General features: G+C 61.3%; 6 protein-coding genes. 3 read left to right on the top strand and 3 right to left on the bottom strand.

Annotated elements, in window-relative coordinates; translation table 11 throughout:
- Window positions 1–468: DUF2460 domain-containing protein (locus tag LJE91_09230; GenBank protein MCG6868889.1), on the bottom strand; the 468-nt coding region annotated here is incomplete at its 3' end.
- Between the two features lie 65 nt (window positions 469–533).
- On the opposite strand from LJE91_09230, the gene LJE91_09225 reads away from it, so the two are divergent.
- Complete coding sequence (locus LJE91_09225; GenBank protein MCG6868888.1) at window positions 534–815, top strand: type II toxin-antitoxin system RelE/ParE family toxin; 282 nt, start codon at window positions 534–536, stop codon at window positions 813–815.
- Between the two features lie 11 nt (window positions 816–826).
- Complete coding sequence (locus LJE91_09220) at window positions 827–1,123, top strand: HigA family addiction module antidote protein (GenBank protein ID MCG6868887.1); 297 nt, start codon at window positions 827–829, stop codon at window positions 1,121–1,123.
- A gap of 89 nt (window positions 1,124–1,212) precedes the next feature.
- Here the strand turns inward: LJE91_09220 and LJE91_09215 are convergent, their stop codons facing one another.
- Both LJE91_09215 and LJE91_09210 read right to left on the bottom strand, forming a co-directional pair.
- Window positions 1,213–1,377, bottom strand: coding sequence for a DUF3310 domain-containing protein (locus tag LJE91_09215; protein MCG6868886.1), 165 nt, complete (start codon window positions 1,375–1,377; stop codon window positions 1,213–1,215).
- Window positions 1,374–1,796: a hypothetical protein gene (locus LJE91_09210; GenBank protein ID MCG6868885.1), complete on the bottom strand. Its 423-nt coding sequence runs from the start codon at window positions 1,794–1,796 to the stop codon at window positions 1,374–1,376. The genes LJE91_09215 and LJE91_09210 overlap by 4 nt, the downstream gene beginning before the upstream one ends.
- Window positions 1,797–2,361: 565 nt before the next feature.
- On the opposite strand from LJE91_09210, the gene LJE91_09205 reads away from it, so the two are divergent.
- Window positions 2,362–3,021, top strand: a 660-nt coding sequence (locus tag LJE91_09205) for an aldo/keto reductase (GenBank protein ID MCG6868884.1), incomplete at its 3' end; no start/stop codon positions are given.

Here is a 3,021-nt window from a genome sequence, read left to right as displayed (position 1 = left end):
CCCCCAGAAGCGCGGGATCGGCTGACCGTAGGTCGAGGCCTGGACGCTCAGGTCCTCCAGGCGCGGACCCTCGCGGTGTTCCTTCGGGGCGAACAGCAGACCTCCGACCGCCGCACCCACCGCCCAGCCGAGCGCCGGCTGGCTGAACAGGGAGCCAGCCGCGGCGCTGATGGCTAGCTGGGCCATATCCCGGGGGTCCGGTAGACGCGCGCGGTGCGCTCGGCGAACCAGCCGTTGTAGGCGTGCTCGCAGGCCCGCCCGGGTGCGGGAAAAGTCCTGCAGGGCGTCCTTGGCCGGTTTTTTGATGTGGCGCTCGCCCAGTTGCCAGCGCCCGCGCGCGATCTCCCAGTTCTGGTTGCGCTGCTCGCGCCCGGCCGCGGTGGCGACGATCCCGGTGCTGAACTCCGGCCCGCCCACGACGCGATAGTCGCGGCCCACGTACAGCAGGATTTCGGCCAAGGGGGTCATCGAGATCTTCCCATGGATAGATAATAACGCTTTGCGTTATTATCGATTGGCGTTATTATTCCTCCATGATCAAGAGCTTCCGGGACAAGGAAACCAGAAAACTTGCAAGTGGAAAGGCATCCCGCCGTATCCCGCAGGACATTCATCGCAGAGCGAAGATGCGTCTTGAACGGCTCGATGCGGCGGTCTCCCTGGATGATCTGCGTGTCCCTCCGTCCCATCGTCTGGAAGCCCTGTCCGGCGACCGGCGTGGACAGCACGGTCTCCGCGTCAACGATCAATGGCGGATCTGTTTCGAGTGTCGGGACGGACATGCCTATGAGGTTGAAATCGTCGATTACCATTGAGGAGATCCACCATGAACACCGCAATGACATACAGCCATCCCGGCGAACACCTGGCCGAGTTCCTGGAGGAATACGGCATCAGCCAGTACCGGCTGGCAAAGGACATTCACGTCCCGCCGCGCCGGATCAACGAGATCGTCCATGGCAAGCGCGCCATCACCGCCGATACCGCACTGCGCCTGGGGCGTTATTTCGGCACCAGCGCCCAGTTCTGGATGAACCTGCAATCCGGCTATGACCTGACTTGTGCCGCAAAGGAAATCGGTGACGCCATTACTCACGATATCGCTCCCCTGTCAGCGGCGTGAGAATGCCTGTTCTCTCATGGCTTCGCGATCATCGGTGATCCCCGCCTCCTCCCGCTCGATCGCCCAGGCGATGTAGACCCGCGCCTTCTTCAGATCCTCCACGCCCCCTTGTGACGCCACCTCGAGAGGTATTTCAGCGCGTTGCCGGTGCAGTACCCGGTGAACCCCTCGCCGGTCAGCGTGTCGCGGATGTAGTCGATGGTGTCGATCTCGCCCTGCGTGTAGTGCGCCGGCTCATAGACCGCGTCGTTCATCGGTTCCTCCGCATGGCGCGCGCGACACCGCCGCCGATGTGCGCGGCGATCTGCTCCTGGGTGGCGCGCGAGACCTCGCCCTGGAGGGTGAATTGGTTGGTGATGTTGATCCCGCCGGCGCCGAGGTTGGCGCGGTGGCGGGGATCGCTGCGGGTGAGGTCCTCCTCGCCCTTTGTAAGGATGGCCGGGACCTCGCCGCCCGAGTGGAAGCGCGGCGCGCTGGCGAAGGCGAGCGCCGGCACGGCGCGGGTCGGCCCGCCGGCGCCGACGATACCGCCGCCCGAGCCATAATCGCCGAACAGTTTCTTCGCAAGCTGTGCGGCGACGATGTCCGCCGCCATGCGGTTAAGGGTGCGGCGCAGACTGTCGCCCGGGCCCGAGAGCCCCGACTCGAAGGGCTCGAAGAAGAGGTCCGCCAATGCGTTCTGGATGTTGCGCGCGCCCTGGACTGCAAACTGGTTCAGTGTCTTGTTCGTCTCCTGGATGGCGACGTTGATCTCCTCGAAGCCACCGCGGGCCTCGCCGCTTCGTCGGCATCAAGGCCCACGTAGGCTATACTGGTTCATAGACGCGTCCTTTTTTACATTCGGTTTCAGTGGCATAGCTTACCACTTTGAGGTATCCACCAGTGATGGTAGCCCTCGATTCGGGTGAAAGGGGGCGTCTATATATCTTATACGCGCGATGTGATTGCTGCGGCAACGATAACCACGAGCAGTAAAAGCTCAATCACTCGAAGCCAGACTTGATGGGACGCGATGCGGAAGTGATCGAGCGGCGACTAGCGTTCGCAGTTTCTTGGTCTACTGCCCAAGGGGGAAATTTATCGGTTGACGGGTTGAAGGAACCCCGGGGCGGGATTTTAGTGGATGATTTGGACCTGGAGATTCCCGAAGCTTTACTGTCGCTTCGTCATTTTGCCTACAACTGTTTGAGGGAGGCCCTGCGAATACCTTTGGATCACATCAACCACATCGAATCACCATGAAATACAGACAACTCGGCGGGTCGGGATGGAACGTCCCGGTTCTCTGCCTCGGCACCGGGACTTTCGGCGGAGCTAACGAATTCTTCAGAGAGTGGGGATCCGTTGGACCCGAGGAAGCGACTCGCCTCGTGGATATTTGTCTCGAGGCGGGAATGAATTTCTTCGATTCCGCGGACATCTATTCCGAGGGTCGGGCGGAGGAGGTGCTTGGCGCCGCAATCAAGGGCCGTCGCGACCAGGTACTCATCTCAACGAAAGCAACCTTCCGGTCTGGGTCGGGACCCAATGACGTCGGCTCTTCGCGTCATCATTTGACAAACGCCATCGAGGGCAGTCTGCGTCGACTCGGGACGGACCACATCGACCTGTTTCAGCTTCACGGATTTGACGCGATGACGCCCATTGAAGATGTCCTCAGTAATCTCGACGGCTTTATTCACGCCGGGAAGATCCGTTATGTCGGCTGCTCGAATTTCTCCGGATGGCATCTCATGAAGTCGCTCGCGATCTCGGAACGATACGGTCTCCCTCGCTATATCGCTCACCAGGCCTACTACTCGCTGATCGGTCGCGAATACGAATGGGAGCTCATGCCGCTCGGTATCGACCAGGGTGTCGGTACCGTCGTTTGGAGCCCGCTCGGCTGGGGGCGCCTT

Source organism: Gammaproteobacteria bacterium, from assembly GCA_022340215.1.
In the GTDB taxonomy this organism is placed as follows: Bacteria; Pseudomonadota; Gammaproteobacteria; order JAJDOJ01; family JAJDOJ01; genus JAJDOJ01.
The sequence above is the reverse complement of the archived record's forward strand: the minus strand, read 5'-3'. Positions and strand labels throughout refer to the sequence as shown.

What these genes read in the sequence shown, in the direction of transcription:
- LJE91_09225 (MCG6868888.1), top strand. Translation starts at nt 534, where the DNA reads ATGATCAAGAGCTTCCGGGACAAGGAAACCAGAAAACTTGCAAGTGGA.
- LJE91_09215 (MCG6868886.1), bottom strand. Translation starts at nt 1,377, where the DNA reads ATGAACGACGCGGTCTATGAGCCGGCGCACTACACGCAGGGCGAGATC.
- LJE91_09220 (MCG6868887.1), top strand. Translation starts at nt 827, where the DNA reads ATGAACACCGCAATGACATACAGCCATCCCGGCGAACACCTGGCCGAG.